12 protein-coding genes are annotated in these 26,257 nt (G+C 62.0%); 1 reads left to right on the top strand and 11 read right to left on the bottom strand.

Annotated features, from left to right (window positions below; genetic code table 11):
- Positions 1-2 precede the first annotated feature (2 nt).
- The 3 genes from I6F20_RS33400 to I6F20_RS33390 form a co-directional block, all read right to left on the bottom strand.
- Positions 3-1,838: a hypothetical protein gene (locus I6F20_RS33400; RefSeq protein WP_225130083.1), complete on the bottom strand. Its 1,836-nt coding sequence runs from the start codon at positions 1,836-1,838 to the stop codon at positions 3-5.
- Positions 1,839-1,921: 83 nt separating this feature from the next.
- Positions 1,922-8,584, bottom strand: coding sequence for a hypothetical protein (locus I6F20_RS33395; RefSeq protein WP_225130081.1), 6,663 nt, complete (start codon positions 8,582-8,584; stop codon positions 1,922-1,924).
- A 27-nt stretch (positions 8,585-8,611) separates the two neighbouring features.
- Positions 8,612-15,724 (bottom strand): methyl-accepting chemotaxis protein, encoded by a 7,113-nt coding sequence (locus I6F20_RS33390; RefSeq protein ID WP_225130080.1) that lies wholly within the window; start codon positions 15,722-15,724, stop codon positions 8,612-8,614.
- Between the two features lie 156 nt (positions 15,725-15,880).
- Between I6F20_RS33390 and I6F20_RS33385 the strand changes: the two genes are divergently transcribed.
- Positions 15,881-17,686, top strand: a complete 1,806-nt coding sequence (locus I6F20_RS33385) for a S8 family serine peptidase (RefSeq protein WP_225130077.1) — start codon at positions 15,881-15,883, stop codon at positions 17,684-17,686.
- Between the two features lie 453 nt (positions 17,687-18,139).
- On the opposite strand, the gene I6F20_RS33380 is transcribed toward I6F20_RS33385, so the two are convergent.
- The 8 genes from I6F20_RS33380 to I6F20_RS33345 form a co-directional block, all read right to left on the bottom strand.
- Positions 18,140-18,409: a T6SS phospholipase effector Tle1-like catalytic domain-containing protein gene (locus tag I6F20_RS33380; RefSeq protein ID WP_225130076.1), complete on the bottom strand. Its 270-nt coding sequence runs from the start codon at positions 18,407-18,409 to the stop codon at positions 18,140-18,142.
- A gap of 29 nt (positions 18,410-18,438) precedes the next feature.
- Complete coding sequence (locus I6F20_RS33375) at positions 18,439-18,612, bottom strand: hypothetical protein (protein WP_225130074.1); 174 nt, start codon at positions 18,610-18,612, stop codon at positions 18,439-18,441.
- A gap of 59 nt (positions 18,613-18,671) precedes the next feature.
- Positions 18,672-20,228: a phospholipase effector Tle1 domain-containing protein gene (locus I6F20_RS33370; protein WP_225130072.1), complete on the bottom strand. Its 1,557-nt coding sequence runs from the start codon at positions 20,226-20,228 to the stop codon at positions 18,672-18,674.
- Positions 20,228-21,016 (bottom strand): Qat anti-phage system TatD family nuclease QatD, encoded by a 789-nt coding sequence (qatD, locus tag I6F20_RS33365; protein WP_225130070.1) that lies wholly within the window; start codon positions 21,014-21,016, stop codon positions 20,228-20,230. The genes I6F20_RS33370 and qatD overlap by 1 nt, the downstream gene beginning before the upstream one ends.
- A complete protein-coding gene (gene qatC / locus I6F20_RS33360) occupies positions 21,013-22,287 on the bottom strand; it encodes a Qat anti-phage system QueC-like protein QatC (RefSeq protein ID WP_225130068.1) in 1,275 nt (424 codons plus the stop codon). Before qatC ends, qatD begins: the two co-directional genes overlap by 4 nt.
- Positions 22,284-22,922 (bottom strand): Qat anti-phage system associated protein QatB, encoded by a 639-nt coding sequence (qatB, locus tag I6F20_RS33355; protein ID WP_225130066.1) that lies wholly within the window; start codon positions 22,920-22,922, stop codon positions 22,284-22,286. Before qatB ends, qatC begins: the two co-directional genes overlap by 4 nt.
- A gap of 208 nt (positions 22,923-23,130) precedes the next feature.
- Positions 23,131-24,993, bottom strand: coding sequence for a KAP family P-loop NTPase fold protein (locus tag I6F20_RS33350; RefSeq protein WP_225130064.1), 1,863 nt, complete (start codon positions 24,991-24,993; stop codon positions 23,131-23,133).
- A 598-nt stretch (positions 24,994-25,591) separates the two neighbouring features.
- Positions 25,592-25,975, bottom strand: a complete 384-nt coding sequence (locus tag I6F20_RS33345; protein ID WP_225130062.1) for a hypothetical protein — start codon at positions 25,973-25,975, stop codon at positions 25,592-25,594.
- Positions 25,976-26,257 lie beyond the last annotated feature (282 nt).

Here is a 26,257-nt window from a genome sequence, read left to right as displayed (position 1 = left end):
CGCTAGTGAGCTGTGTCGCCTTTCCCGCTCCCCTTGTAGGCTTTCGTCCCTAGGTAAGTCGCGTGACTGATCAGCAGCACCGACGTGAAGGCACCTCCGGGGTCGGGCAGGCTCTGGATTCCAGTCAGCAGCACGTCTGGTGCGATTCCGCGGAGTTGCTCGACGAGCATCGCGAAATAGCCCAGGACCAGGGTGACGGTGAGCACGACATTCTGCAGCCGGGAAATATCGACGTCGCCCGAGTCGGCCACGTGTTCACCCACGAAGACGTCGGCAAGAGACGCCATCGTCGGGTCCGAACGGACTTCGACGGCCGAAGAGTCACTCGACCCCGTCAGCAGGCCACGATCGGACTGGTCGTTACTGTTCTTTGGCCTCCCACCGATCGTCGTGATCTGATCCGACGGCGAGCCGGCCATTCCGAATGCCTTCGTATTCAGGATTAACGCGGAGATCATCGGTGAGGCAAAGGCGATCCCGAGTGCGGCGGCGATGGATGCCGGGACCTGTGGGAACGTACCTGGTCCGCCAAGGCCAACATTGAAAAGCGCCGCGGTGGCGAAGCCGCCAAGTGCAACGATGGTCCAGAGCGTCACCTGCGCCCGCGCCAGGGATACGCGGTTACGCTCGTCGACCCAGATGCCGACCATGCGCCCCTTGGTCCCCAGGCCGAGCGCGATGGCGAGTCCGGCAATACCGAGGGTCATCGCCAGAAATTGCACGATGATCGACCGCGTGCCGGGAGTGTCTCGCAGTCCGAGAAGCGCATTCGCGATGCCGGACCAAATGGACGTATTCGGCGTGACCGCGATAATGCCGGCATCGACTGCGCTACGCACCACAAGTTCGCACGACAACGTCGCGTCCGTTGCGGCCGCGCCATCTGTTTCTGGCGGCTTCTTCGACGGTGAAGCAGCATTTGTGTCCGGCGCGGAAGGCCCATGGTCGAGGCAGCTCCGGATCGTAGCGAGAGCCATTCCGACCTTCGGTCCGTACGGAACGATCGGCTGGGCGGGAGCGGCCGGCGCAGGCGATGGGGCGGCCGGCGGCACTTGAGCGGCCGGTGGGGCGGCCGGCGGAGGCGCGGCAGGGGCAACTGCGGCTGGCTTCACGTACTTGCCGCCGGCATCAAGGAAGCTGCAAACGCTCCGCTTCCAGTTGGGAAGCAGAGCTGCATCCGAGATGCAATTGTCGGCCAGCTTGTCGAGCACACGGTACTGGATGTCGAGATTTCGGAGTTGGCTCCCTGCATTGCCGTCGCTCTGTCCCGACCATATGGCCGAGATGCCACCGAAAACGAAGATCAAGGCCGCGATCGAACCGAGCCACCATGCGGCTATCCTCACCGGCTTGGGAACGCTCCATGATCGCGGCGCCAGGCCAGTTAGGCTATACGACGAGGTGAGGCCAAGTTTGCCGGGAGCCTCTTCGCTCGTTCCATAGAGGCGGTACGTCAGGCCTGATTTGTCCTCGAATTCGAGGCCCTCGGTTGTGCCGGTCTTGTAGATCCAGTCGGGCGGCGTGCCGACGTCCTTCGATGGCGCGCCATTTCGGTCGATCTGCCAGAGCGTTGCTTGCTTGGGCAATGCGACGGCACCGTCGTAGCGGTTCTGCGAGATCTTTTCGGCAACGGCCTTCATGATCGTGTAGTTCGCCGCTTCGTCGGCAGACAGCATGTTGCCGGCGATTTTCATTTGATCCTGAAGCCCGTTCCAGCGCGCAGTTACTGCAATGCCGGCGACGACCGACCAGAGGCGTTCCAACGATTTTGCTGAGTCCGTTCCCTTTGCGGTCAATCCGCTCGTTTCTCCCAAAATAATTTTGGCGAGCCTTTCCACGTCCCCCTCAACCATTTGGTCCCCCGATGATGAGCATTCTGCCACTAGTCTCGTAAGTCACGATTGACGAATGCCTGGACGCGTCACACGTGCTTCCACGGAATCGGCATCGACATTCCGAGCACCATTCCTTTGGCGTCCGGAGGATTCATGTCGAGGTCTCCTTCGATCGTTTCGTACTGAAAGAAATCCAACGGAAACGACGGCGCGGTCTCGAGATAGCCGCCCATCGCGCGCGTCTTTGGACGCAGAATGCGCAGGAAGCGGATCTGCCCGCCATCGCCGAGCTTTGGCCCCTCGTTCGGATCCTCGAATGTTGGCCAGTCTGGTTTGACGAGGTTCAGCGATGTGGACGTCCCGTCCCAGAGCTTGACCGCGACCGGGCGCTCCCGAACGCGATCGAGCGCATCGTGGATGTTGCGTGTCAGCACCAGCACGAGGACTTCCTCGAGCTCTCCCGCCTGCTGATCCGCCGCTGGCGCGAGCGATTGCAGTTTCTGCAACGGTCCTTGCGCCGTGGGCTTGCGCTCGATTGAGACTATGGTCCCCGTCACCGAGGCGATGAGATCATCCGTCGACACCGTCGACGCAACTCCGTCGATGACGGCGTCGAACAGAGACATGGGCTCGGCAAACTGCCACCACAGCGATGGTGTAAACGTAGAAAGCCTTGCCGGCGAAACGGCCGCCTGAGCTCCCGTCGCCTTCATGACCATCGTGAGGGGCTGATTGATGGGAACCTCGATTGCACTGGTCAGCGGCAGGCACGCCACCGATAGCCAGCGATTTTCGCTCGGTGACAGAATCTCATCCGTCGTATCGCGTGCGATTCGGGCGCGCACCGCGATGTCACCGGCCGGCTTGTACGTTTCGCCTTTCTCCGGTTTGTCCCGGGCCGACACGATCAGACGTAACCGCACGTCGCCGCCGGCCGGGACGTCCAGCGTCCAGGTGCCGGCATCGCCTAACTGCGTGAAGAATTGGAAAGCAATGCTCCGTTTTGCGCCGTCGTCCTTCACGCTGAATGTGATACGAACGAACTCGCTGTCGCTGTCGTCAGTGAATTGAAACCGGATCGCCGAGCCGTCCAGGTCTTCCGTGCTGGCAATGTCGATCGCGAGCCCTTCGTGCTCGGCGGGGAAGATGCCCTTGCCGACGACGTCCTTGAGGTCTTTGAAGTCTTCCGGCGCAAAGTCCCGCATAATCTTGCGGCTGTTGGACAGCCGGAAGCGGTTGGACCCATCGTTCATCGCCAGAAGGCGCGGTTCGCAATAGAATTTATTGTACGATGCTGGAGCCAGGCCCTGGCCGGTGAGGGCGGTCGCAGGGTCGATGCTCTCCGGAGCCTCGAAACGACGAAACTTCAGTTTCACGAACGACCAGGGAACAATGTCGGGTTTGACGGGTGTAATCATTAAACCGGCGTGATCGAAACGCCCGGCCTCTGTTGCGAGGTCGAAAGTGTAGCCGATGGGGCCGTCGATACGCAGCGGTATGATCGCGCCGCCGGAGCCGGTTGCGCTCCGGATCGAGTCCGGGCCGTGCTCCTGCCAGTATTTGAGGGCATCTGTCGGCCCGTCGGTGCCGGCGTCGATATTGCGTTGGAGGGCGGCTCGTTCCGCAACCAATCTGTCGAGCGCTTCTCCGGTCGGCGGAGGGGTGCCGTCCGATGGATTCAAAAGCTTATCGATCGTCGCGACACGCGTTTTTCGTTCGGCTCGTGTCATCGGATGCCGGGCCATTTCGACCATGGCGTCGATGCCATCTCCGACATGGAAATTCGGATAGAGCGGTTCGTTAAACAAGGCCAGGAGCGGAGGAACGGTTCCCCACGCCATGGCGCGTTCGGTCAGTGGCAGAACGATCGCCAGACCCGGACGTTTGGGACGACGGTCGTTGGAACGATCGGCCAGCACCTTGTTCTGCCAGATCGCGCTGCCGTTGGGCCCCCGATGACTGGAGCGCATGAATTCCGGCCGTCCAGGCCGCATAGCCTTGTAGCGGCTTACGATGCGAAGACCGAAGCGCCACAAATTCATGCCGCCACGCCAGTCGAGGCTCTTGTCGAACAGGCGCGGAATGGGGTTGCTTGGGGCAGGATCGCTGCGCCGCCTCAATCCGCCATAGACATGGGCACGCTCGATGCGACGTTCGAAGATTTCGCCAACGTCATCGTTGCGACGGTCCGAGAACGATGTGTCGAACAGCTCCCGATACCGGGGTTGGTCGATTGCCTCAGCTCCGGTCGTGGCCAACCGGTACCATTGGTCGTCCTGCGGCCTGCCGCGCCAGCTCCAGCGTTGCGATTCGAGCGCAGCGAGATGGCAATAGCGCAAAGCCGGATACGTCGACGTTCTTCCTGTGAACGCCGCCGTCAATGAAATCCATGCCTGCTCGGCATATTCGGGGGCGCGGCGCAGGTCGATGTTCAGCGGCTGTGTTCCCAAGATCTCGGGCACGGCTTCGGTCGCAACTTCGAGCGTCAGCACCAGGGGGCCCGCCAGCCGCATCTTCGCGTCGATCGGACAGTGTCTGAGCGTGGCCTTAACGGCGGCCGAAAGCCGCTGGTCGCGCGTGAAAGGGCAAAGCTTGTCTTGCTTGTCCGGCAATCCTGCATAGACGCGCAACTCGTAGATACGACCCGGCAAGAGTGTGGCAGTATCGCCGGTCAGACCTTCCCGCCCGTTTGGATCGACCTTGATGGTCATGGACGGCATCGGCGCGACATGGCGACGGCCAGAGCCATCGAAGCCGAGCACGTCCTCGAGGGAGGTCCAGGCAGCTCCGACTGCTGCCATCTTGAACTTCCGAAAAGTTGGAAAGATGCATACCAGTTCACCGTACAACTGTGTCACGGCCGGATCATCGAGGGACCGATCGTCCTTGGTCTTGTTTGGGCTCGTTGCTACGCCGAGCGCGGCGTCGAGCGCCTTGGCAACGACCGGTCGGTTGGCCACAACTCGATCGTCGAACAGGGGAGGGTTGACCCATCGCCCGTAAGTACCAAATTCCACCGTCGGTCGTTGCAATCGGATCGTCATCTGGCGAGCGCCCGTCGCGGCGCCGACCTGGATGCCGTCGAGCACGTAGGTCGCGCGCATCTGATGGCCCGATTCCGGCGCAATTCGCGGCTTACCGACAGCGACGCTTGCGAAGTTTCCCGTACTGTCGAGCTGACTGACGATCGGTGTGACGATCGGGGGTTCGATGTCGACGTCCTTGTCCGTCGCGATAATGATCAGGACGTCTCGCCATTGCGCGATGTCGCTGGCGGGCAGCTGCAAGTCTTGCGTTGCCGCCGCAAAATCAAACTCATCCTCGGCCCATTCGGGCTCGTCAACTCCCGCGGCGATCGTCGTTACGGTCGTGAACGCTTCGACCCGGATCGCTCCGCTTCTGCCAACGTCGTGCGTCAATGTCAGCAGGTCGGTGATGGCTTCGCTCGGCCCCGAGCGGCCCCGGAACGTGATGGACAGCTTACGCGCTTCGTTTGTTTCAGGCCACTCCATGCGGCCGATGTCGATCCGCAAACCCGGGTCGGGACCGGCGCGGACTTCGAGGACGCCGGCACGTCCTTGCCGATCGAGGAAGAAACGTCCTTGCACATCGCCTCCGATGGTCACGGGGGCTGGCCGTATCGGTAGTTCACCGGCGAGCGGCACGACGCCGTCGGGAATCGCTTTGGATCGGTCGCCCGCAAGCCTTGGCGCGCCGATTGGACGTGTTCGTCGGTAGAGCGCTGACCGACGCACCGCATCCGTGTTTGTTGCGATCTTGACCTGTCCCTTGAGCGGCACGATCGTTTCAATCGGCCGGATCGTCAATGGATCATTGGGATCATTCCGCAAGATCGGAGGTAGGGTCCCGCCGTGACCGATGACGTATGGGACGACGTGGAAGGCATAGCCGAATGATAGCGCGAACAGGCGATAGTCGGTGGCGCCATCGCCCGTGGTCGGCGGAAAGCGATAGGCTTCGATGCGGCGCGCGTACGAGGATGGAACGTTGTCTAGCGCGGCATCGGTGGCCATCTCGGCCACCGGCGAGCGATTGTCGTATGAAAGCAAGGCAGCGCGTATGCCGCCGATCTCTCCGACCTGCAGCGGGACCGGATCGACGATAGCTCCGCCGGCCCAGGCAAGATTACGGACCATCACCGCATTGGCTTCACTGAGCGCAGCTCGCGCCGAACCTTGCGACGAAGTGTCGGGGGCATGCAGCGTGGCAACGTTGAGGCTACGCCACGCTTGGATCGGATCGCTCAAGGTGTCGGTACGGGCCATCAGGGCTCCCACACCAGACAGCCGGGTCCAAAGGTCGGCGGCACCGGCAATGCTCTGGAGCTGGTCGAAGCGGAAAACCAGTGGAGGCGAATCGACGGTGAGGCGGCGGCTGGAATCATCGCCGCCTCCTGACTCGTCTGTGGCTGATGGCACGAGGCGGCCGGCGAGACGAACGGCATCGCGGCGAGCGGCCTCGACGACGGCTTTCAGCAAATTGGCAAGTTTCTCCTCATCACTCCCGGGATTGGCAGCCGCGAGTCCCGCGTCGGTGAGTGCTGCACCGATGATCAGATCATACAATGACGCGGCGGGACGGCTGCCGTCGGCACGCTCGGCGCCGACGAGGGCGGCAACGCTGGCTATCAGCCGCTCGTCGAGTGGAAGCTCCGCAGCCGCATCTTGCTCGTTCTGGGGCTGGGGCGCGTCCCATGTCAATCGTCCGGCCGTCAGTCCAGGAATGTACGGCCCGATCACGGCCAATGCGAGATCGGCGCGAAGGCCGGGTCCGGTCGTGATGCGGTCCAACGCGGTACGTAGCGGCGTTGCAGTCGCGTCGGGCATGACGATGGCAACGTCCGGAATGTCTGAAACCTCTGCCTTCATCGACAGATAGAAGGCTGCCCCGAGCAGACGGTCGGCCGGCACAGGCGTGGAACCGCCGGCCGATAGCGTGACGGTGACCGCCGCATTTGCGTCAGGTCGGATGATCGCGATCTCGACGCGGATCGTCGCTCCACGCGCGAGCGTCGTTGCGATGACGGAGGCGCCATCCTGAAAAATGGCAACGTCCAACGTGGCAGACGCCGCCGTCCCGGCGATACGAATTTCGGGTGGGATCGGGCGACCTGGTGCCGTCAGGAACGCGACGACTAGCTTGAAATCGCCTGCAGGTGGCGTGAGAGCGAGATCGAACGCCACTTTCGTCGGTGCCGCCGGCGCGATGGGGGCCGCGGAAGCGGCTGGCCCGAGATCCAGCACGGCGCCCGAAACTGGTTGGGTGGCTCCAGGGCCGAACGCTTGAGCGTCGGGGGGAAAAGTCAATGTCCGTGCGCCGATCACGCGAGGCGCAGCGATCAGCAGCGGATGAGGACCGTCGGACGAAAGATCCGGTCCGCCGAGCCAATTGCGTGCCACGAACTTCCGCAGGCCATCGTCTGACTCGATGCTCTCGATTTCGGGGGCGATGGCCGAGCCGGGCGGATCGAGCGGCAAGCCGAGCAGCCCCTTCAACCTGCGTGAATTGATGGAAGCAAAGCGGGCGCGGCGCGGATTGTTGCTGACGCTTCCGGGGTCACGTTCGGCGGCGCCCAGGATCAGGGCCGCTGTGAGATTCCAGAAGTCGGCTTGGCGGAGGGAGAGGCCTTCCAGTATCGAGAAGCCGGGTGGCAGCGCAATCGCGGAAGCGGCGCTGCGCCTGCCCACGACCCACCATGAAATCGAATCAAGCGCCACGAGAAACTTTGGCGTCGGTTGTGAGGCGAGATCCCGGGCAAGCGCGCGTCGCAGCTCGTCGCCGCCCGCCACCTTCGTGATTTCGCTCGTCACGGTGGCATCCAGCACGCCGAACACACGGGCCCACGGATCAACGACTTCGGCGATCCGTCGTGAGAGGGAGGCGGCCCAGTCCTCATCGGTCAAGCCGTGCCCGACGGCTGGCCTCTTGATCAGCATGGTCTCCATGTCGATGAGCCGCTGGGGATCGCCGGACGGACTGAGATCATCCCATGACAAGCTCGGTCGCATGTCGACGGACCCGTCCGCGAACATGGGCGCGGAACCAGGACCAGGCGTAGGTACAAGGTCGACGCGACAGAAGTCGCCGTTTTGATCCGACATCACGGTGGGACCGGCCGGATCGAGCGTGTAGGTACCGCCGCCGGTCGGACCGAACAACGGTGCCGCGATGAAAGTGGTGCTCTTGTCAGGCGCGGGGTCGATCGTGAATACGGTGAACACCTTGTTGGCAACCGGAACCGGGTTCGGCAATCCCGTCAAGCTTTCGACAAGCCCAAACACCGTGCGCCCAGTCACCTCTGCCGTACCCGCCGGCATGCACAGGGCAGCTTCGAGGCCACTCGTGTTGACGATCGAGGTGATTTCCTCCTCGAGCCGGCGGTGAAAGCGCCTGCTTCCGTCGGCGCCGGGAAGATCGAAATCCGCCGGCGCGTTGGCGGCCGCCGTGACGATGGTTCCGGCATCCAGATCCTGGATGGTAGGAACTCCGGTCACGTCGACGATGCGCCAGAATCGCCAGGCGGTGACGTCGTGCGGATTCCAGGTCCCGCTGCCATCCGCCAGGCGCCACTTCCAGGGCAGGATCTCACCGATCGCGTCCGTCAGAAGCGCTCCGTCGGATCCATCGATGACGGCGCTTACCCGTAGCGAGATCTGAGCCTTGTTGCTCACGTCTGGCAGACGATCCGCCTGGACCTTTATTCTGAGATTGCGCGGATCGGAAGCCATCGACGAACGGTCCTTGGTACGACAAAATCAAGCGTAAGAATCGGAATAGCCTTCAGACTGCTTCTTCTCGCCGGCGAATTGATATTCGACGTGCTGGGAGACACGCAGCGTGTAGAAGACGCTGATCTTGAAACTGAGCCGGAGCGTTCCGGACCCGATCATCAGCGCGCCGTCGTAGGTGACCTCCAGCAACAACGAAATGGCCGCCGTGATCAGGCCTGCGACGTCGACGTTGCCGCGCGCGAGTATGAAGACTGAAATTGCAGTGGTGTTGCCACCGGCGCCGGTCGACCACGTCATCGTTATTGAGCAGCCGACCTGAAGCCAGACGCCACCCGAGACGACGCCAAAGTTGAAGCCTAGTCCAACGCCGGCGACGATACCTACCTCGAGCGAATAGGTCAGGATCGGGTGAGGTTTGGCGACCGGGAGGAACGATAGCCGCTGCGTCAGGAATCCGCCGCCGTTCAGGATCCAGACGCTCAGCGTGAATGGCATTGTCTTGGTGGCGACCGACAGTTCGCACATCAACTCGAACTGAGGAACCGCGGCGATGCCGAACAGAATGTGCAACGAAAGGTTCGAGATTCCGAACACGCCGAGCTGCAGGTCCGGCAGGTCGATGTCGAGCGTGGCGGCGATGCCGGCGGGCACTCCGCCGCGCATCAGCGGTTCAATGACCAGCCCGTCCCCCTCGCCGGAAGCGGCGAGAAAATCAGTCAGGAACGCGAGCGCGTCGGCGAGTTCTACCCGTTCCGGGTCGATCTTGAAATCGATCTTGCCGGAGTCGTCGAAATACAAGCCAGTCTGACGGAAGGTGAGGATGTCCTGTCCGCCGGTCACGACTCTCCAGTCGCCGAAGATGCGGCCATTGAATGTCTTTTGGGTCCCGTCGCGGCCCACTGACATCCGCGCCTTGGCATTGAACTTGGCTTCGTCGACGACGATCTCAACGGGGCCGAACGACAGGAGGGGCGCGGGCTCGGTGAAGGGGACGTCGATGTCGGTCTGAAGCCAGGCGCGCATCTGGACGTTGTCGAAACCGTGCTGAACCTTGATGGCCTTGGAGTCGTCAAGATCCGGGAAGGCAAATCTTTGAAGCAGGCCGCGGAAATCGATACCGCCCATATTCGGTATGAGATCCGCGACGGACAATTGCTTCAGTTTGTCGGGAATGAACTGCTCGGCAACGCCGCTCGAGGGCAGCCGCACGCCGAACGACTGAAGCATGTCACCGACCGCCTTGCCGGCCTTATCGGCCGCCGCAAGCGTATCCGAAACCCGGTTGACCAGCGCAATCGCCGGGGTCATGTCGACGACCTTGTTGGCCTCGGCGAGCACGTAGGCGACTTCTGGTCGATTGAAGCCGAGCCGATCCGTTTGTGGAGGGTCGCCGACGGCACGAAGGAGCCGTAAGGTATCGCTGCCTTCCTGATAGAGCCGATTGGCCTGATCGGCTAATTTTACTGGATCTGTTCCCAGCGCATCGCGCAAAGTCTCCTGGACCGCGCCGGAAATCTGTCGTGCACGATTTTCGACCTCGCGCGTGACGCGTTCGGCTTCTTCCGCGGCACGCCGCTTCAGGTCTTCGATGGACCCCTGGGCATCGTTGATGGCTTGCTTTACCGCATCGTCCAACCGTTTCTTGTAACCGTCCACGTCGAGGGCGTTCTGCAGCCAATCGGCGACCTTCTGCGCGTCCTTCCGTATCTCTCCTATAAAATTGTCGAATACCGCGCAGGCATCCTTGAGTTCCTTCCCCACGTCAACGATCGCGGCGGTGATGCCGGCAGCGAGCGCGTCGAGTGTCTTCCGTAGAACGGTTGCGACAATTTCGCCCTGCGCAACCACGGCCTTCTCGATCAACCCGCTGGTGTCAGCTATCGCCGTCAGCGCCCGATGGATAGCGCCGGTGGAATCGGCATCGTCGTCGGGATCTTCGGGAGCCGAGAGGGCAATGATCGCATCGGCTATCCGATCGAAGATGCTGGTTGCCTCGGCAAGGCCCGCGTCGATCGTGTCTTCGAGAAACACGACGAGGCCGCGCGCGGCATTCTGCGCCTCGGCGATGATTTGATCGAGTTTGGTGGCGAGCGCTTGGAGTGATCCGCCGGCGGTGCCGAGACGGGCTTTCAATGCGTCCTCAAACTGCTTGAGCGACGCCTCGTAGGAGGCGAGAGCCGTCCTCACGTCGTCACTGATCGCAGCACCGACGTGAGTAAGACCGTCGGCGAGCGTGATTGCCTGCCCCAACGTGTCGTGGATGGCCGGCAGGATGCGGCGCGCTGCCATGAGCGCTGCCGTATCGTCGATATGCGAAAGTTCAGTGTCGATTTGCTGCGCTTGCTTGCGAAGCTCGTCAAGCGTCGCGCGTGCGGACGCCGCGATCAAATCGTTGACCACCGTTGCCGCGCCGACGTCGTCCTTCAGCGTCTTGAACGTATCGTGGATCTTGCCGAGTGCGGCCGGAATTGCCACGTCTTGCGCTTCACCGAGTGAGGCGCCGGCTACTGCCTTAATGGCCTCGAGATCCGCCGTCACCCGCTTTGACAGCAGCTCGATGTCCGCTCTCCTTTCGTCCGCGATGGTGGCGATCCGGTTCTGCAGTCCTGACAGCTTGTCGATCAGGTCGGCGCGTTCATCCGGCGATAGCCATGCATCCTCGCTGTCGAGGAACACGCTCACGTCGCGAACGATGCCAGCGATGTTGCGGATCGGCCTCAGGCCCCCATCAAGTGTGGAATCGATCGCCTCGCCGGCGATCTTACGCAGACGTTCGACCTGTCCTTGGGCAGCATCGTTCAGGCGGTCTGCGAGCGAGGCGCAGGGCGATTTTGGGTCGATCTTGCTCAGATCGATTGACTTGAGCGAGTTCTTGACATCGGAAGTCGCGGCCCTGAGATCGCCGACGAAACTCGGATGGCTGAGTGCGGCGCCGATGGCTGCGACGGCGTCGTTTTTGACAGCGGTGAGAGGCTTCTCGGGGTCCAGTTTCTCGAGGACGCCGAGCGCTTGGCCGACTTTGGCATCGATGGCCGCCCGCAGGTCGGAACTGTGTTGCGTCAGTGACTGCCCGAAAGTCGTCAGTGGGCTTGGGGCGCCGACGGCGGCCCGTGGTGCGGCGCGGGCGATTGTTATGTTCTTGAGTATCGTGCCGGGGCCGCTCGGAGCCCGGCCGTGGGTGAGGACAGCCGGCTCCTTCGCACGGACCAGGCCGATGGTCATCCGCTCGAAACCAGGTGCGTGCGCCGGCTCTGACGGCATCATGGCGTCGGTGAGATTGGCGCTGTTGGGCTTCATGCGGCCCGCGGCCGGCGGCGGTAGATCGATGAAATCGATATCGCGCACCGATCGCCATGCATCGGTGTCGTCGCCGCTTTCGCCGTCGACCACGGAAGTGTAGAAGACGAGCTTTTCCGGCTCGTCGACCTCGACGGAAATTTCGCCGCCGCCTTCTCCCGCCAGCAGGAAACGAATCTGCGGCTTTGGATAGATCAGCGAGGGATCGTCCGGATTGATCGGGCGATCGCCTAGCCTGGTGGGGGCCAACACCGGCGGGAGGCTCGCGAAGGCCTTGTTCCACAGAGGCACTTGCCAGCCTTCGCGGCGCACATCGCCGCCCCAGCGGCTATCGACACGGATTTTGCCCGACTTGAACTCCACGCCCACGAGAAATCCGGCGGCCGCGATCGATTTGCCGTCCTCGGGATAGCGGCGCACCGGCTGCAGCAGCTCGACGTACTCCTCGACCTTGCGAAGGATCGGGCGTCCGGCGTGTTCGTCCTGCAACAGGCCGATCGGGTCGAAATTGAAGAATTGCGCGGAAGGTACGACGGACCGCTCATAGATGATGACGTGTTTGGCTCGATTCCAGAGGCCGCCGATGCGTCCGATGCGCTCGAGCTTGTAACGGTGGACGCGGCCCTGGCCGGTCTCGGTCTCGACAACGGTCTTCTTCTCGTCGAACAGCGCCCGCTGGCCGCCATAGCCGCCGTGCGCGGAGAGGTGGACGCCTTTCGTCGAACCCCCGTCCGCGTCCGGTCGGCTGTAGACCTTCATCAGGATATTGGCGCTCTCGAAAGCCCAGGCGACCCCGCCGGGAAAACTCTCCCGGTCGTCCTGGCTGGTCGAAAACGTCTGCGCGAGCTTCTTGGATTCGATCAGACCACCGGTATCTGCCGGGATTTCGCCTTGTACAGGCCAGCGAAGAGGGGTCGCGGGTCCATGTGCCGGGTCCGATCCTCCGGTGCGTAGCCTGAAACTTACGCCGTCCTCGATCTTCAGCTCGGCATCGGGGCGACCGCTCCAGAGCTTGTCGACGGCAAGTCGCCTGCGCTGGGCCCGCAACACGAGGCTCGCGAGTTGAAGATGGCTCTTCAGTGTCGCGCGAGACGCGCTCGCCGTATCGGACACGGGAGATACAGGCGCTCCGATCGTTGCGCCGATCTCGGTGACGAAGGCGTCGGTGCTCTTGTCGGTGGTGCTGATCCGGGTCGTCAAACCGTAGAGCAGCTCGAGCCGAAGCTCCTTCAAGCGGGAGCCCGGCGTCCGCATGGTCGGATAGCCCATGTTACGACGGAGGTTCCAGCCTGGCTCGCGGAAGTTGGTGTCCGCAAAGGTGGGGTCGACCTCGAGGCGTCCGTGCGCACCAAACCGCGCGGCCGCCGGGCGGCCTGGTTCGACATCTTTCGGTGCGCCGGCGATTGCGGTTGCGTTCTTCTCCATCGCCTCGCCGATGACCTGAGGCGGCAGTACCATCCGTACCGCCTCGGAAGGATCAAGCACGCGCCAGGACACGTCACCTTCGTCGCTCCATATCGCGACTTCGTTGCTCTGATCGGTGGCGGCCCGAGCAGGCTCGACATACTCCACGGCGGCGACCCGGAACGGGGTCGGGTCGATCACCAAGGCGAGCCGCTTTGGAGCTGCGCTGGTCGTCGTCGTCGATCTGATCGCGCGCAGCGAAAGGGAGACCGACTGATTTTCACCGGGCGCGAGTGATTCCGTGGCGACCAAGGCCTGAATGAGCTTTTCGTCATCGGGTTGCTCGGAGCCGCTGCGGTAGTCCAGTTCGAGCAGGAGCGGCTCGTCAGGGTCATCCGAAATGGGCGTCGGGCGACCGAGCAACTGCCTGCGGATCTGAGGAGGCAGGTCGTCCTGGCCGATTGGCTTAACGCACTCGATCGGGAATTTAACGACCGCCTGCAATTGCGCATCTGGCAGCTCGTCACCACCGGATCGGGCAAGAAGCCCGGTCAGATCGGCCTTGGTGACCATCGTGAGGTCCGGGGCTTTCAGAAGCGAGAAGCCCAGCGCGCCGAGCGCTATCTCGGAGCCATCGGTGCTTTCGAGCGAGAAGCCAAACTTGATCGTCGGCACCGTGCCGAGATCGTCGGTCTGCGTGATAGCGGGCTGCCATGCCGGTCCGTCCGTGCACGCGCCGGGTTGGACATCGGTGCTCGCGGCGACGAACGGCGCGGAGATGCGCGCCTTGCAGACCGGCGCCGTGCCCTCCGTTGCGATCATACGAGCGAACGTCGCCGTACAGGGCGAGGCGAAGCGCGGATCCTCGTCCGACTTGCCTTTCTCGACGAGCTCGAATGCGGTGACCCCCTGCCACATATCGGGGATGAACCGCGGCTCGAAGGACAGGAAAGCCGTTTGACGCCGCTTATCGGCCGCATCCTTGACGGTGCCGGTGGTCGGCACGATGACACGGCGCCAGGCGGAATTCTCGCGCAGCAACCCGACTGCGTGCCACGGCATTCCGCGTTCCGACTTGCGTTTGGCCAGCGCGGGCATGACGCTTAGTGGCGTCCCGTCACGGACCTTACGCAGACTGTCATGCTCATCGTCGATGACGACATCGAACGCGTCGATGACGAAATCGGTTATCTGATCGGGTCGCTGAAGCTTTGGGTCCGCTTTAGGGTCGACGTTGAGCGGATCGAGGCGGGCGGCGACGATCCATTGCACCGGTAAGAACGGCTTGAGGCCGCGGGCGCCGATGTCACCGACGCGTTGCTCTTGGGAGAAGCGGACCCGGCCTTTGACCGGCAGGAGCTCGGGTTTGGAAAAGAACCGCTTGAGGATACTGCCGATCTTGCCGCTATAGTTCCAAAGGGTTAGCTCGAAGCGCAAAGCGACACGGATGATGTCATGGGAGCCCGTGTCCTTGTTGAATTGGTGCTCGACCGCACGAAGCCCGAATTCGCGGCGCGGACGGTTGGGCGGTTGACTGGGAATGCCCTGATCGACGAACAGGGGTATTACGTCGACCTGATCGGTGGAGAGATTGCCGTCATCGGGTTTGACGATCGCGTCGATGAAATCGCTATTTGCATAGCGTAGTGGAATGATGCTGAGCGCGGGTTCTCCACGATCCCATGGCCCGATCGTGAGCGCGATCTGGATAAGCCGGCAAAGCGCGCCTCTCGGCGCGGCGGCGATTTTCCACAAGGATTGTGTCGTTGTCGCCTGGACCAAATCGAGGCCCACGTGAAAGCGGCTGTCATAGCGGTCGCCTGAGGTGGCGACTTTCGGCCTGATCCAGTGGCCGTTCAACGCGAGGCGAACTTGAAGCCTGATCGCGAGCGCTTTGAAGCTGCCGGGTTTTCCGGTCGCCGGCGTAATGACGAGCTTCGAAACCTGCCATCGCGGCGCCGGATTGTCGGCCAGCGTGCGGGCCAGGGCGATCGTATCGAAGCGGGCGAGCGGACCTTCGTCGAAGACGTCCCAGGCTTTCTGCTGCCGCTTGACCGGATCCTTCTCCGCCGCATAGTTGGTCGGCGCGCGATATGCCGTGAACAGAGCGATGCCGCGAAGTTCGATCGCAGATGTTGGCGGGGTTGGGTCTTGATCGTCATCGACGGCGACGTGACCTAGATGCGCGTCGTTCGCGTCGCTGCCGTCGTGATAACGGGCATTCGCCGCGTAGAGCGGGTTCTTCGGGGCGAACGGGTTGTCACGATCCCTGAGAAGGTTTTTGAAGACCGCAAGATCGTAGCAAACGTAGCGCCAGTCGGTTCCGTCCAGATCGTTGGTGCCGATGACGACGGCCTCAAGCGGGCCATCCGACCTGTCTTCCATCGCGCGAATGGCGATAAAGGAAATTCTAGCCGGCCCAGCGACGCCCGCCATGGTCCAATCCCCTAAGCAAAAACGTCGTGCCCGAAAATAGGAAGTCTAGAAATGCGGTCGGACGAAATGGTCCGTGACCCTCTTGCAACTTGCCGTAGAACGCTTGATCGGTCAATATCGAACGTGTCTTACCCTCCACCGATTGCGAGAAGCGACATGACGATCATCGATCCGCATCTGCAATGGATGTACGACGACACGCCCGCACACGAGCGGGCGACGACACGGGTGCCGGTCACGTTCGAATGGCATGGCGATCTTGATGAACTTGTGGCCTTGGGAATGCGGCTGCACGCGACGGCCGGCGGCATCATCTCTGCCGAGATGCCCCTGTCGAGCCTGCCCGAGGTCCACCGCCTGGGCATCGAATACATAGAGCTCGCGCGCACGCTATACTCGCCATTCGACGTTAGCCGATCCGACATCAAGGCCGACGTGCTGCAGCCCGTGATCGGAAGCGAAGTGGGGAAGGGGGTGATCATCGGCATCGTCGACACTGGCATCGATTACACGCATGCGAGCTTTCGCAAACCCGATGGCAAGACCCGAATCCTTTCGATCTGGGACCAGCGCCTCGAACCCGTGCCGGCACGACCGGGTCGTCCGCCCCGCTTTCCCTCGGAAGGTTCCCCCGGAAACAACGTTGACGGTACGGCTCGCAGTGGCGTGGAATTCACCGAAACCGCCATAAATGACGCGTTGAGAACGGGTGGACGGCGGCTGCGCACCAAGGACGTGCCCGACGATCCACACGGAAGCCATGTCATGGGAATTGCCGCTGGCAACGGCGCCGTTTCGCCCGGCAGCCCGGCGGCAGCTTTCGTCGGAATGGCTCCGGCCGCGGATCTGATCGTTGTCGCCACCAAGTTCAACTTTGCGCTGATACGGCAGGGGATCGAATACATCCAGGAACGAGCGAGAGCGCGCAATTGTCCCTCCGTTATCAATCTCAGTTTGGGCCAACCGCTGGGCGCGCGCGACGGTCGTAGCCTGGATGAAAGGGCGATTGATGCTGCGCTCGGGGCCGAGGGGCGCGCCATCGTCATCTCGGCCGGCAACGATGGAAACAAGAACAAGCACGTTCGGGGCAGGATCGCGCGCGGCGCCACGGATCGGATCACTTTCCGCATCTATGACAGGCAGATGGCCAAGGAGCTGGACATCGAAATCTGGTACGGTCTGAAGTCGACTGCGGAAAGGTTCGATGTCGTTCTCACCGATCCTTCGGGCGTTTCAATGTCGCTCGCGGCCGGCGGGGGCTCGGTGCGGCGCACGCTCGGCCGCTCGACCGTTAGTCTCGCATCCGCCATTGCCGTTCCTGCCCACAACAAGAACCGGATCAGCATCGCCATTCGTCGGGACGGTCTGCGGATTGCTCCTGGGACATGGTCGATTACCTTGTCGGGTGTCACCGTGGGGACCGGTGCCGACGCTGGCGTTTATCATGGTTATCTGCGTGCCCCGAAAGGACGCAAGGGGACTCCGGCAACCGCGTTCACCTCGTCGCAAACGAGCGCCGCGAGTACCGGTACGATTCCGGCGACCGCGCTCAAGGCCATCTCGGTTGGAGCATACGTTACGAGACCGTCCGCAGATCTGCACAAGCCCGCGGCGTTCTCGAGCCAGGGACCGACGTTGGACGACCGTCAATTTCCCACCCTGTGCGCGCCCGGTCAGTTGATCATTTCGGCGAAGGCCATCAACGCCGAGCCGCACCCGGAGTTCGATGTTGCTGGCAAGCCATTTACGGCCAAGCAGGGTACCAGTATGGCGGCTCCGCATGTTGCCGGCGTGGTTGCGGCGATGCTGCAGGTGAAGCCCACGCTCAAGCAAGATCAGGTCGCCAAGCTGCTCGGTGACCACGCCGACGCCCCGCCTGCGCCATTGCCGAACATTTGGGGGCGCGGACGCGTCAATGCGCTGAATTCCGTGACCGCAGCGAAAGCACCGGTAGGAAGTTGATCGCAACACGAATTTGGCGCGACGGAGCGAATTCGACCTTGCGGCACGCTCGAGCGTGCGGCGCCGAACACAGCCAAAAAGCTATAGACGACCGCCATAGTTGGCCTTCTCCCATTTGAGCTCGATATCGTCAGCGACCAAGTCTCGGCGGTGCGGCCTGATCTGATCGAAGTAATGCTTGAAGTCGACGTGTACGCTCATGTTGTCGGGCGATAGTTTCCCGTCCAGTCGTACAGCAGGACCGACCCTGCCGCCAAGCGTGCATTGACGGGTGTGCATTGGCGGTGGACTCGCCCGTGTTCGGATCCACGGGGAGGCGACGCATGCCGGCCTTGAGCAATCCACCGGCCTGGTTGTTGGGCTGGGGGCCGGCCGGGTCCGGCGAAAGCTGCAGGACGCTTTTGTCATGCTTGAGCCCGTCCGGGATAAGCGATGCGCCGGCAACCATCCAGTTCAGGGCCACATCCGACACGCGGCTTCGTTTTCCAAATAGCCGCCGCCGATATCGGCGTGCACGCCCGGGAAACATACCTGCTCGAAATACAGGTTGCCGTGGACGTCGCGTTCGCCCGCTTTTTCCGCCGTCGGGGACCACGGGAAACTTCTGAAATCCGCACGGTTCTCGTCGATCGAAATCGCATGCTTGGCGTAGATCGCGAGTTCAGTTTGGTGATGTTGGCGAGCCGGATTACGATGTGGTCCTCTCGCCAAAGTCCTGGCCATCAAACGCCGGGTGCAACTCGCCGCTCCGGCTAGCTATCTAATGTCTCGCCGTCCCGATGCGTCGCAACCCAGACGTCCTGAATCACTTTGGGGCGTTCGATCCCGTGCTTGTTCAACTCCGCCTCCGGAACGCTTTGCATGAAGGTGAGGGAATAGACCCGGTGGTTGTCGTCGAGAATGCTCAGACCGCCCTCGATCGGCATTGTGCGGTCCTTATCCGATAGGCCCACCAGCGATTGGTTCAAGGGGTTCGCGCGGGATTTCAGCTGGGTGGCGTTGAGTTCGCCGCAGTTCCGACCTGGTGATAGTACTGCTTGAAGGCGTTGTGGTTTGCGAGTGCATCGGGACGATAGGCGCCGACCCGCGTGCATTGAAGGACGCTGGGCAGGTCGAAGCGCGCCCCGACGGTGGGATGGACCTTGGCCGCCGGGTCGATATTGCGGATCTTGGTCTCCCAGTTTTGGCGTGCGACGTACTTCTGCAGCCACGACCATTTCGGAAGTTTGGCGGCGTAGCCGTCAATCGTGTCGCGCATGCCGGCGACCTCGCAATGCTGCACGCCGTCGGCCGCAGGGTAGACGTTCAATGCGGGGCCAAAGTCGCCGGTGTTCGGCATCTTGACGCCACCCACGAAAATGGGCCCGGTCAGGAGTCCGTTCGGAACCGAAACGGCCTCGTGGCACATCCATTCGAGCGCGACGTCAGATAGCCGAGATTCCGGCTCCGGATAGGAGCCCCCGACGTCCGAATGGTTACCGGCGAACCACCATTGGCGGAGCCGCTCATGCCCCGGAAAGTGGGGAGAGCCTTCATCGCCTCCGCCCCATGCGACGCGGTCGAAGTCCTTCCGGGTTTCGTCGATCGCGTTCGCCGAGCGAGCGAAAGCGACGTGTTTGCTCAGCAGACGATCGAAGTTTTCTCCCTTCCATACGGCCTTGTGGGATCGGAACTCCCCAGGCTTTGGATAATCGCTGATCGTCTTGGTATCGGCCTTGGTTTGCCAGTACCAGAACGCGCCAAGGGCTGCGCCAACAATGGCGACTTGCGCAACAAAGCCGACCAGCATGAAGTTCGTGCCGAACAAGGCGCTGTACAGCACAGCGAACAGCATGGACGGAAGGAAGCCGGCAGCGAAGGCGACGGCGGAGACGCCGGCCGCGAGGCCGGCCTGAATAACCAGGTAGCGCATGCCACTGGCCCCCAAGGCGGCGACGGTGTCGAACACACCGATGAAGTATGGAGCCACGTTGGAATCAGTGCCATCGCCGGACCGGTACTTGAGCTGAAACCGTCGCGCCAGTTCGAGCCGCTCGTACTCAAATTCAGCTCTTGGATGGCCCGCGCCGTGCTCCAGCACGGTATCGACGGCCTCCCAGGCGATGTCCTTGGCGGCCTTGCGGTGCCGCATGAGCGGACCACCAGGGGTCTCGGTGGGCACTCCGCACAGCATCAGCAAGTTTGCCAAACTACGTACCGTGTAGGCGCCACGGCTGAAGCCGAATAGAAAGATCCGGTCGCCCTCTTCGTAGTGATTGATGATGAATTCGTAGCAGTCGGCGATGTTGCGCTTGATGCCAGCGCCCGTCACAGAGCCGAGCAGTTTCTGGACGAAGCGGACAGGAGCAGTGAGGGCGGTGGCGCCGATATCGGTGCCCAGCCCAGCATCGTAGAACACCACTTGTTTCGACGGATCGATGGCTGTGTCGGCGTGGTCGCGCGAGATCCGGTACATCTTGTAGATGTTGCTGATGCGCTGCTCTGGACGAGCACCCCCGTCCTGACCGGTACCATCCGAAAATACGACGACGTTCTTGCCCACTATATCCTCCCCACTCTACTCCCTGGTGCCGCGCGGGTGGCATCCGGCTCAACCGGTGGGGCCGCGCTGGTCAGGCGTCTTAGGTTCTCCATCAATCGATCCCGAACGTCGTCCTCGCTGACGCCCCAGATAGCGGCGAGCGTTCCCTCCGCCATTGCCGCATCCCAGGGCGACAGTGGACGACCGTCGACTTGTGCGAAGGGTCCATCCGTTTCCGTGAGCACCTGGCTCGGTGGCATCGCCGCCGTTATCGCGCGACCTTTCTCGCTCGCCAGCATCGCCGGTCCCACGCTGAACCAGCATCCCTGGTCGATGGCGCGCGCAAGCTCGTTCTTGGACCCCGAGAACCAGTGCAGCACGGCCACGCCGGCATTGGCGTTGGAGGCGAGCGCCTCCAACACGGGTGTGGCCGCACGTCGGCTGTGGATTGTCAGAATGCGCCCGCCAGCGGCATCGCACATGCGCAGGATCTGCGTGAACACGCGATGCTGGACCGTCCAGGTGCTTTTGAGTTCAGGACCTCCATCCAAGCCGATCTCGCCGACGTACCTCGACCTAGGAAGAAGGTCCTCGAATAGTGCCAATTCTCCCTGACGGTCGTTTGCGAGCTGCGGATGCAAGCCGAGTGCGGTGCGGATGCGCGCTGCGTCTTTCGCGAGGGCAGCCGTGCCCGACCAGGCCGATGGGGTCGTCGTCACGGACAGGACAAAAAGTCTGCGATCGATGCATTCCTTTGTAGTTGCGACCGCATCCGGATAGAGATCGAGATGAGCGTGGAAATCGATCACTTGACACCGTGTTTCGCATGCAGGGCCCCGAGCTCTGCCAGTCCTCGTCGTAGCATATCCTTGAGCGCCTCGCGCTCGTCAAGGCCGCGCCATGAAAGGGCGCTTCCCAGCCAAGCGTCGAAACCACCATCTTTCGCGGCGGCCAGCGCCATTCCGACCGATCGCACGTCATCGAACCCGGCGTGATCCGGGTCGTCTCGTCCCAGTTCTTCAAACACGTATTCGGTCGAATCGGCGCGCCCCCATGCCAGGAACGCCGCTCGCCGCACCTGGCATGGGACGCAGCGGCCGCAATGATGGTAGTTGTAGCGCTGAAATCGTCCGCAACTCGTCGAGCTCGCCGCCAGCCTGCGCAGCAGCGGCTGATCTTCGCATTCCTTCAGCATCTCCCCCTTGGTTTTGGCGGCGTAGGGAGTGCGGATTCTCACACCAAGGTTTGCTGCGTTCAAGATGCTTTGAAATTGCGCCAGAAAGTAGGGGTGGGCGGTACGCGTGCTCAAGCTGCCGATGCGGCTTCCCGTCAGCGGCGGGTTAACGGCGATGAAGCCATTCTCGCAAATGTAGAGCGGCAGGTCGCCGCCGGGTCGATATGGCTTCAGGGCGGTGGCGACCAGGACGCCGAAGGCCAGAAATATGATCGATCGGGCCCTCTGCGACGTATCCTCGACCCCCGGCACCACCGCGTTGTCATTCAACTGAAAATGTTTCAATCCGCCACCGATCAAGGACGCGAAGTGAAGCTGCTTTTCCGCGTCTCCGCGGACTATCTTGCTGATCGCGACAAGCCGATCCCCATCGGCGCCAAGATCGATCGCACCGCTCAGGCTGTCGAGACCGCCCGAAAGAAGCACGACGGCGTTTTCCGGGGGCCTAACGATCCGTTCGGGCGGAACCGGTGTGCGACCGCCGGCGATGAAGTGAAATTGCCAGCGGTCCGTCGTTAGAAAGGCCAACGCGTCCGCAAGCAGGCCGGCCAGTCCATTCCAGAACGCGGGCTCGGCGACTGCAATCTCCAACTCGAACTCGCGAGTCCACCCATCCGGACTTTCGGTCCGCAAGCCGGCGGCGTCTGCCGCCATGATCGACATGGCGATCGATAGCAGATCCCAGGCTCTCCGAGCCGGGGCAAGCCGCTCCCTCCGGATCTCGTTACGAACAGCGGCACCGGCGCTGCCACGGTCGTCAGCGCCGGCCTGGCCGAAGAGAATGACCCTAAGAGCTCCTTGTTCGTTCAGCCGGCCGACGTCGGCCGGTGCGCACAGCAGCTTCATTCTTCGTACCCTTCGAAGACTTCGAACGTATCTCGAAGCGCGTCCTGAACAATGCGGGCGACTCGTCCGGCGGTCAGCGTCCGTCCGTGGTCCTTCAGCTTGCGAAAGGATGCGGCAACGGCCTCGACGATATAAGTACGCATTTGCTTCAACCGCGCCATCGCGACTGTGGCGGTCGCCGCCTTCTCGAGCAAATGCTTGCCGACATCGAGTTCGAAGCGGCGCGCTACATCTATTGCAGAGAACCTTTCGATGACGAAGTCGCGCTCGATGTTCGACAGATTGAGCAGGTCGGCGTCCGGATATTGGGCAAGCAGGTCGGACATGGCGTCGTGTATCGCCGCCCGTTCGGCTTCCGCGTCCTGTGTTCCGTCGACGGGCCTGACCGCTTCTATGATTGCGGTCGCGATGTCCTCGGCGGAACGCCCGGCCAGAGCGGTCGCGTCGACCGGCGCATCCGCGGCGCCGTTGGCGGTTGAGTACAGCGCATGGCTGAGCGCTCCTGCCGTCTGCGCCGTGCCACCGAATCGACTGGTCGTAACATTGGAGCCGCCGTAGCCGCTACGGACGTAGTGCCCAAGTCCCCGCCTTAGATCGCGATCGTCTCCGGATCGCGCAAAATTGCCAAGGCTCATGCGGACGCCACCGAAGCGCTTTTCGGGCGCAAGTCGCGGCGGCGTGAGGACAGCCGGCGGAGCTAACGGCGGGGGCGACGAAGTACCTTCCGCCGGCGGCGCGTCGGGGTCGTCGGAAGGAGGCGGTGGAGCGAGAGGTGGTACCGGATCCTGTGGCGCGGCGGGCGTCCAGGGCGGTACCATCGGTACGCCCGGACCGGGCCCATCGCTAGACTGCGACGTTCCCATTGTCCCTCGTCTTCTTGATCGCGTTCTTAACCGTCCTCGAGATCGCGGGCGACGAACTCCATGCATCGAGAATTGTCGCTGACCACGCGCGATCGGCAATCTTGGGAACGATGCTTGGCTGAATTTGCTGGGCAGGGCGATCAGCCAAGAACGCCGCCAGCCTTGAACCCTGGACTGGATCCGCTTCAACCAAGGCAATACATGCGTTCAATATCGGCGGTGCTCCCCATTCCTGCTCTTTTCTAGCGCGTTCAAGCAAGCGGTCCATCATCACCGTGGTTTCGATGCGTGCGACCCGCGCGAGCCCATCCTTGAGAGTGGTCGCCATTTCCGGATGTTCGAGCAATGCGGCGAGCAGCTCCGCCGCGTCGGACGACAAGCGATCCTCGGGCGTAATCAACGGTGCATATTCGCGGCTGACGTAGAGTGCACCACGAAGATCGGTATCGTGCAGGGGCGGCGAGAGCGCCAACCATTCTTTCACGAACTCGCCCGTCCACGGCGCCTTCAAATCCAGATCGCGGCCGGCAACCGCGCCTTCTTCCCATTCCTTGAGAAAGGTGGGCTTGCCCTCGGTATCGATGCTGACGTTTTTGACCAGCTCGGCGTAAGCAGCAGTGTCGCCGATACGCTCGAACAAAAGCAGTTTGGCCAGCACGGCCTCATCAACGCCGACGCCCTGCGCTTTCGAGATCGTCAAGCGGATCGAGAGAGCGTTCAGGAACCGCTTGATCAGTCGCGGATTACCGAGAATGCCGGAGGCGGTCGTCATCAGCGAAGCGAGTCGTTCGGCCGTGTCGAACTGACCGACGAGAGATTCCGGGAACGCAATTCCGAGACTCTGAAGGAAGGCTCGATCGACCTTTTTCCCCTGCCAAGTCCGCCTGAGCTGCCCAATCACAGCAACCCGGACCTTCTCCTTATGGTCGTCAGAGAGCTCGCTGTTGTCGACAAACAGGAGCATCATGTAAGCGCGGACCTCCTGGGTGCCGAGCTGCGGCACCCTGATCGGAACCTGGATGAGCTTGTCGAAATAGTTGGTGATTAGGAGGTCGTCGTTGACGCCGACAAAATGCTTCTTCACCGCGTGCTTGATCATGTCGTTGTCGGCCGCGATGACGAAGGCGGTGTTTTTGAGGAACAGGAAGAGGCGGATCGCCTCCAGCGTCGAAATCGTCGTTTCGGGCAGACAGCGATCAAGATCGTCGATCAACACAACTAGCGTGATCCCGAGCTCCTCCAGCGTTTGTTCGAAGGCATCGCGTAGCGCCTGAATTTCCTTCGGTGGAGACGTTTCGTCCTGCGGCTTCAGGAGCTCGCTACCCTCTTTTGCCACATCCGCTGCAGCTTTTTTGGCGTCGGCGGCGGTGTCCTTCCCAAGGCCCTCGGCCAAAACCTTCTTGCCGAGCTCGAAAATCTCGCCGGCGGCTCCGACAGGAGGTACTCCGAAGTAAAGCGAGGTGGCGAGGAGCTTGGCAGCCCGCAACCACTTGATCCGCTTGGCGAGCGACTTCACCTTGTCGAGCGCGGTTGCACGGGTCTTGGCCTCTTCCTCAAGCCTATCGGCGATGACGTCCATAAGAGCCGCACGTGCATCATCGTAGCCTTGGTATAGCCATGCGTTGAACTCGACGAACACGTATTTGCTCGCGCCACTCTTCTTTTCGCGGGCCGTGACCGCGGAGCGGGTGAGCTTGATCATCGACGACTTGCCGATACCCCAAGCCCCCGAGACACCGATGGAAATTGGTCTGCTCTTGGCCTGGACGATGATCTCGGCGACCGTGTCAGCCACGCCGGAGAAGTTCAGGAAGTCGCGTTCGGTTTCGTTATCGGGCCACATCAGCAATCTCGCGCGTTGTCATGGCAGCTCTCACCTTGCGATCCGGCCTCACAAAAAGCGGACGTGCCTCAGGGAGAGCCTGGCGGAGCCGCCAAATGCAGCACATCGTACCGCAGGGTTGCCGAAAAACGCGACCACGACCCTTCTTCTTACGCGTCAAGGTTGAGGGAATCATATCGTGCAGACAAGAAAATCGTCACATATCCCAAAGTAAGACGGATGTCCAAGTGGTAGCCAATCCATTGACTCCAGCTCCAATGCTCCCAGCTGAGGCCGCCTTTGGCTGCCAGGGCAAGCTTGTCGAGCTCAGTGAAGGGGCGGCTGATGAGCGTTCTCCCCAGCACAAAGGCCGAGTATGCCCCCGCGACTACGTCCTGAGAGCTTTTCAAGACGGATCAGCTTCGGCAGGGCGACCGAAACTGATATTGTAGTGGGCGATTACCGTGGTTGAAAAGCCGCCGCTCCTCATTGCCTCGACACTGGTTCTGGCGAGCCCCTAGTCGTCGGGCTTCAGAAGGGCAAATTCCACACGAAATAGAGAAGCGCAGCAATGGCCCCCCAGAAAAGTATGCCGCGGAAGATGAAAGCGAGCGCCATGTTAATCGCCGTCTCGCCCAAGCCGCTGCGCCATCGCAATTCCATCGATCGCGTCTGCCAGTCCTCCTAAGAAAACCCGATACCATGCATCATCATCGGGAAGTTCCCACTCTCGTAGGCTGCCGACGTAACGGGTCAGAGCAATAACGCCCGCGATCGAGGTTGGCGTTGAACGGATGAGCACATTCGCATGCTCCGCGAGAGCATGGGTCCTTTGACTGCTGATTTCGTCGGCGGCATCAAACTCGGGCCCATCGAGCTTCGCCGATACGGACAAGGCCGCATCGTAATGCGCCGACAGCTCGCGATGACGCTCAATCACTACGAAGGTTAGATCCCGATCGGCTGCAGCAGTCGACTGGGTGGAAATTTCCTGTGACGACAATGTTGGCCCCGAGCAAGTAGCAGGCCTGCGTTAGCATGGCGGCCATGATGATAATCAGCGTAGAGGGTCGTTCATCTGCGGTATTTCTGCGCGATCGGATTGGGCATTCAGACGAGGTCACCGGCTCCATTGGAGATCGAGACGTTTCGGGGACAGGCGCGCGCCTTACTCGCGCCGGAAAACGGCTCGGCTCCAGTTGTTCCCGGCGTAAAGCTGCATATTTGCGCGTATCAAAGGTTGTTAGCACGCATCGGCTGCGCTTGGATACGCTTCCACATTCGA

Origin of the sequence: Bradyrhizobium sp. IC3123 (assembly GCF_020193625.1) — a bacterium.
Lineage (GTDB): Bacteria > Pseudomonadota > Alphaproteobacteria > Rhizobiales > Xanthobacteraceae > Bradyrhizobium > Bradyrhizobium yuanmingense.
Note: the sequence above shows the minus strand (reverse complement) of the source record. Positions and strands in the feature narration are given on the sequence as shown.